This is a genomic window from Streptomyces sp. GC420, from assembly GCF_009916105.1.
GTDB lineage: Bacteria > Actinomycetota > Actinomycetes > Streptomycetales > Streptomycetaceae > Streptomyces.
Genome location: NZ_JAAAXQ010000448.1, coordinates 1 through 5,618, shown reverse-complemented (window position 1 = coordinate 5,618; position 5,618 = coordinate 1). Strand labels below are relative to the sequence as shown.

The window sequence follows — 5,618 nt, the reverse complement described above, 5'->3', positions numbered from 1 at the left end:
GTACGGGGGCATGGCGGGCGGACCTCTCTCTGCACGCCTGGGGCGACGGCTCTTGCGCGGTACGGACCGCAGGGAGGTGACCGGCGACGCTACTCGTGGGTAGAGCGGCTGCGTAGGGGCTGGTACGAAATCGTTGCACCCGCCAGCTTGTTACTGGCAGTAAGTCACTCGATCGGGTGGAGTGGTGGCTCTTCCGCGATGACGGGGAAGCGCCGGGGCGCCACGAACAGCAGGACCAGCAGGGCGAGTACGGCGGCCATCGCGGCCCCTGTGTACACATGGTCGACGGCCGCGTCGACGGCCCGCCGCAGGAGATCGGCGTCCGTGCCCGGGTCCTCGAGTGCCTCCGGCACCGAGTCGAGGCCGTTCGGCAGCGCCGCCGAACCCGTCAACCGGGCGGCGAGCGTCGCGTTGGCGACCGCGCCGAACAGCGCGGCGCCCACGCTCTGCCCGACCTGCCGGCAGAACAGCACGGAGGCGGTCGTGGTGCCGCGCTCCGACCAGCCGACCGTGGACTGCACCCCGACGATCAGCGGCAGCTGGAAGAAGCCGAGCGAGGCGCCCAGCAGCAGCATGATCAGGGCGGGCTGCCAGGCCTCGCCGGGATAGGGCAGCAGCGGGAACGCGAACAGGCACAGGGCGGCCGCGCCGATGCCGAGCACGGAGGTGTCGCGGAAGCCGATCCGCGTATAGACGTGGTTGCTCAGGGCGGCGGTCACCGGCCAGCTCAGCATCAGCACCGACAGCACGAAACCGGCGGCGACCGGGCCGAGGCCGAGCACGGACTGCGCATAGGTCGGCAGGAACACGGACGGGGCGATCATCAGCAGGCCGAGCGCGCCGAGCGCGAGGTTGACGGCGGCGATGGGCCGGCGGCGCCACACCCAGCCCGGTATCAGGGGGTCGGCGGCGCGGCGCTCCACCAGGACGACGAGGGCGACGCCGAGCGCCGCGGCCGCGAACAGCGCGAGGGAGGGCGCGGACAGCCAGGCCCAGGCGATGCCGCCCTGGACGAGGGCGGTGATCAGCAGCGCGCCGGTGGCGAAGACGGCCAGTGCGCCCGGCCAGTCCACACGGCCCGGCGCGGCGCTTCCGCGACCCGGCTCGTGCAGGTGCCGCATCAGCAGCCAGAGGGCGAAGGCACCCACGGGCAGGTTGAGGAGGAAGATCCACCGCCAGTCGGCGTACGCGACGAGCAGCCCGCCGACGCCCGGTCCGGCGACGGCCGACACGGCCCACACCGTCGACAGCCGCGCCTGGATCTTCGGACGCTCCTTCAGGGGGTAGAGATCGGCGGCGATCGTCTGCACGGTGCCCTGGATGGCGCCCCCGCCGAGACCCTGCACGACGCGGAAGGCGATCAGCGCGGCCATGTTCCAGGCGGCGGCGCACAGCAGGGAGCCCAGCAGGAAGAGGGCGATGCCGGTGATCAGCACCGGCTTGCGCCCGTAGGTGTCGGACAGCTTCCCGTACACCGGGAGGGTGACCGTGACGGCCAGCAGGTACCCGGCGAACAGCCAGGAGAACACGGAGAACCCGCCCAGGTCCCCGACGATCTGCGGCACCGCGGTCGACACGATCGTCCCGTCGAGCGCGGCCAGCGCCATCCCCAGCATGAGCGCGGCAGCGACCCGTCGCCTGCCCCGCGGATCCCGGCCGGGGACCTCGCCCGGACTCCCCCCACCGGAAACGGCCTCCCGGGCCGGTCCTCCCGCCGGGGCCGGGTCTCCCGCCGCCGGTCCTCCAGCCCGGGCCGGGAGGCCGTGCGCCGGCCTCCCCGTGCCGGCCGCCGCCGAGCCCGGCCGCTCGGCCCCGGCCGGGGCCTCGGCTGTTCCTTCCTCGCCGTTCACGCAGATTCCTTCCCCATGCACCTATCGCCGTCGGACACCTTCTCACTTGACCCTCCCGTTGCGGGAGGGTGCAGATTTCCACCCGGGTGCTCCGCCCGTGGGCGGACGTCCCCTAGGGGTGTCTCCGTACTCCGGACCAGGGACGGGTGGTCCCTGCGGACGACGAGAAGGCGGGGTGCGGGTTCTTAGCCTGGCTTTACACCGCGCGGCACCGAGGGGGGTGGGGCTAGCCCCAGGGCGGATACGGAGACATGCACCAGCGCGCTCACCGCCCCCGCGCACCAGACTCGATCCGTACCCAGGACGGATGCACGCACGCCGCCTCACGACGGCGGCACCTCGCCAACGAGCGAACGAAAAAGGAGACTTACCGTGACAACGGCTGTGACCACACCCAGGCACGGGGGCACTGGAGAGCGAACGGCCGTGGCGGCACGGGCGCGCCAGGTCGTCAAGGCGTACGGGTCGGGGGAGACCCGCGTCGTCGCCCTGGACCGCGTCGACGTGGACATCATGCGCGGGCAGTTCACCGCGATCATGGGCCCGTCGGGCTCCGGCAAGTCGACGCTGATGCACTGCCTCGCCGGTCTCGACACCGTCACCGAGGGCCAGATCTTCATCGACGCGACCGAGATCACCAAGCTCAAGGACAAGAAGCTCACCCAGCTGCGCCGGGACCGGATCGGCTTCATCTTCCAGGCGTTCAACCTGCTGCCCACGCTGAACGCGCTGGAGAACATCACGCTGCCGATGGACATCGCCGGCCGCAAGCCGGACGCCCAGTGGCTGAACCGCGTCGTGGAGACCGTCGGCCTGGCCGGGCGGCTGAAGCACCGGCCCGCCCAGCTCTCCGGCGGCCAGCAGCAGCGGGTCGCCGTGGCACGCGCCCTGGCCGCCGCGCCCGAGATCATCTTCGGGGACGAGCCGACCGGAAACCTGGACTCGCGGGCCGGCGCCGAGGTGCTCGGCTTCCTGCGCCGCTCGGTGGACGAGCTCGGCCAGACCATCGTCATGGTCACCCACGACCCGGTCGCCGCCTCCTACGCGGACCGTGTCCTCTACCTCGCCGACGGCCGGATCGTCGACGAGATGTTCAACCCGACCGCCGAGCAGGTGCTGGACCGCATGAAGGACTTCGACGCCCGGGGACGTACGTCATGACCATGTTCAAGACCTCGATGCGCAACTTCTTCGCGCACAAGGGACGCATGGCGCTGTCCGCCGTCGCGGTCCTGCTGTCGGTGGCGTTCGTCTGCGGGACGCTGGTCTTCACCGACACCATGACCACCACCTTCGACAAGCTCTTCGCCGCCACCGCCTCCGACGTGACGGTCAGCGCCGAGGACGCCTCGGACACCGGCGAGACCCGGGCCGCAAACGGCAAGCCGCCCGTCATGCCCGCCTCCGTCCTCGACGAGGTGAAGAGGGTGGACGGTGTGAAGTCCGCCGAGGGCACGGTCTTCTCGACCTCGGTGACCGTCGTCGACGCCGACAAGGACAGCCTGTCCCCGACCAGCGGCGCCCCGACGATCGTCGGCAACTGGAACGACAACGACGCCCGCACCATGAAGATCACCACGGGTGCGGCGCCGACCGGCGGCGGCCAGATCATGGTGGACGCCGACACCGCGGACAAGCACGGTCTGGAACTCGGCGACGAGATCGGCGTCATCACCGCGGTCGGCACCCACCGCGCGAAGGTCTCCGGGATCGCCGACTTCACCGTCACCAACCCGGGCGCCGCGATCTTCTACCTCGACACCACGACCGCCCAGCAGGCCCTGGTCGGGGAGAAGGGCGTCTACACCAACGTCAACGTCACCGCCGCCTCCGGCGTCAGCGACGCACAGCTGAAGAAGGACATCGCCGCCGAGCTCGGAGGCGGCTACCAGATCCAGACGGCCAAGGAGGTCTCCGACGCCAACTCCGCCGACGTGCAGGAGTTCATGTCCGTCATGAAGTACGCGATGCTCGGCTTCGCCGGGGTCGCGCTCCTCGTCGGCATCTTCCTGATCATCAACACCTTCTCCATGCTGGTCGCGCAGCGCACCCGCGAGATCGGGCTGATGCGGGCCATCGGATCGAGCCGCAGGCAGGTCAACCGCTCGGTGCTGACCGAGGCGCTGCTCCTGGGCGTCGTGGGCTCGGTGCTCGGCATCGGCGCGGGCATCGGTGTCGCCATCGGCCTGATGGAGCTCATGGGCTCCATGGGCATGAAGCTGTCCACCGACGACCTGACCGTCGTCTGGAGCACCCCGGTCATCGGCCTGGTCCTCGGTGTCGTCGTCACCGTGCTGGCCGCCTACCTGCCCGCCCGCCGCGCCGGCCGGATCTCCCCGATGGCCGCTCTGCGCGACGCCGGGGCGCCCGCGGACGCCAGGGCCGGCCGGATCAGGGCCGCCATCGGGCTCGTCCTCACCGCCGCCGGGGTGGGCGGCCTCTACCTCGCCGCGACCGCGGACAAGGCCACCGAGGGCTCGCTGTGGCTGGGCATGGGCATCGTCCTCACCCTGATCGGCTTCGTCGTCGTCGGCCCGCTGCTCGCGGGCGGACTGGTCCGTGCCCTCAGCGCCGTACTGCTGCGGATCTTCGGCCCGGTCGGCCGGCTCGCCGAGCGCAACGCGCTGCGCAACCCCCGCCGCACCGGCGCCACCGGCGCCGCACTGATGATCGGTCTCGCGCTCGTGGCCTGCCTGTCCGTCGTCGGCTCCTCGATGGTGGCTTCCGCGACGAGCGAGCTCGACAAGTCGGTCGGCACCGACTTCATCGTCCAGTCCGACAGCGGCCAGCTGATCACCCCGCAGGCCGTCGAGGCCGCCAAGAAGGCCGAGGGCCTGGAGCGGGTCACCGAGTACAAGCTGCTCGACGCCGCGCTCACCACCCCTGACGGGAAGACCGCCAAGGGCGGGACCATCAACGCCGCCGACCCGACGTACGCCCAGGACCTGCGGGTGGAGACGGTCGCCGGTGACCTCTCCGACGCCTACCGCCCCGACTCGATGTCCGTCTTCGAGGGCTACGCCCAGGAGCACGGCCTCCGCATCGGCTCCAAGGTGAAGGCGGACTTCGCGGACGGCTCCACGGCCACCCTCACGGTCCGTGCCATCACCAGCGACGACGTCGTCATCGACAAGGGCGCGATGTACGCCTCGATCGACACGGTCGCGAAGTACGTGCCGGCCGAGAGGATGCCCCTGGACATGCTGCTCTTCGGCACCGCGAAGGACGGTCAGGAGGACGCTGCGTACGCCTCGCTGAAGGCGGCCCTGGACGACTACCCGCAGTACACCGTCCGCGACCAGACCGACTACAAGGAGGCGCTGAAGGACCAGATCGGCCAGCTCCTCAACATGATCTACGGCCTGCTGGCCCTGGCGATCATCGTGGCCGTCCTCGGTGTCGTGAACACCCTCGCCCTCTCGGTCGTCGAGCGGACCCGCGAGATCGGCCTGATGCGTGCCATCGGCCTCTCCCGCCGCCAGCTGCGCCGCATGATCCGCCTGGAGTCGGTCGTCATCGCCCTCTTCGGAGCCCTCCTCGGCCTCGGTCTGGGCATGGGCTGGGGAGCCACCGCCCAGCAGCTGCTCGAGCTGGAGGGCCTGGGGGTCCTGGACATCCCCTGGCCGACGATCCTGGGGGTCTTCGCCGGCTCCGCGTTCGTGGGCCTCTTCGCCGCCCTGGTCCCGGCCTTCCGGGCGGGCCGGATGAACGTCCTGAACGCCATCGCGACCGAATAGCCACGGCGGGCGGGGAACGGGGGAGGGCCCC

The 5,618-nt window shown here is 71.1% G+C and carries 3 protein-coding genes; 2 read left to right on the top strand and 1 reads right to left on the bottom strand.

Translation table 11 applies throughout. The features are described from left to right. Positions 1-164: 164 nt before the first annotated feature. Positions 165-1,616, bottom strand: a complete 1,452-nt coding sequence (locus tag GUY61_RS33650; RefSeq protein WP_166634114.1) for an MDR family MFS transporter — start codon at positions 1,614-1,616, stop codon at positions 165-167. Positions 1,617-2,222: 606 nt separating this feature from the next. Here GUY61_RS33650 and GUY61_RS33645 point away from each other — a divergent pair. Both GUY61_RS33645 and GUY61_RS33640 read left to right on the top strand, forming a co-directional pair. Next, positions 2,223-3,011, top strand: a complete 789-nt coding sequence (locus GUY61_RS33645) for an ABC transporter ATP-binding protein (RefSeq protein ID WP_166634113.1) — start codon at positions 2,223-2,225, stop codon at positions 3,009-3,011. After that, entirely contained in the window at positions 3,008-5,587 is a 2,580-nt protein-coding gene (locus GUY61_RS33640) for an ABC transporter permease (protein WP_166634112.1), read from the top strand. The genes GUY61_RS33645 and GUY61_RS33640 overlap by 4 nt, the downstream gene beginning before the upstream one ends. Positions 5,588-5,618 lie beyond the last annotated feature (31 nt).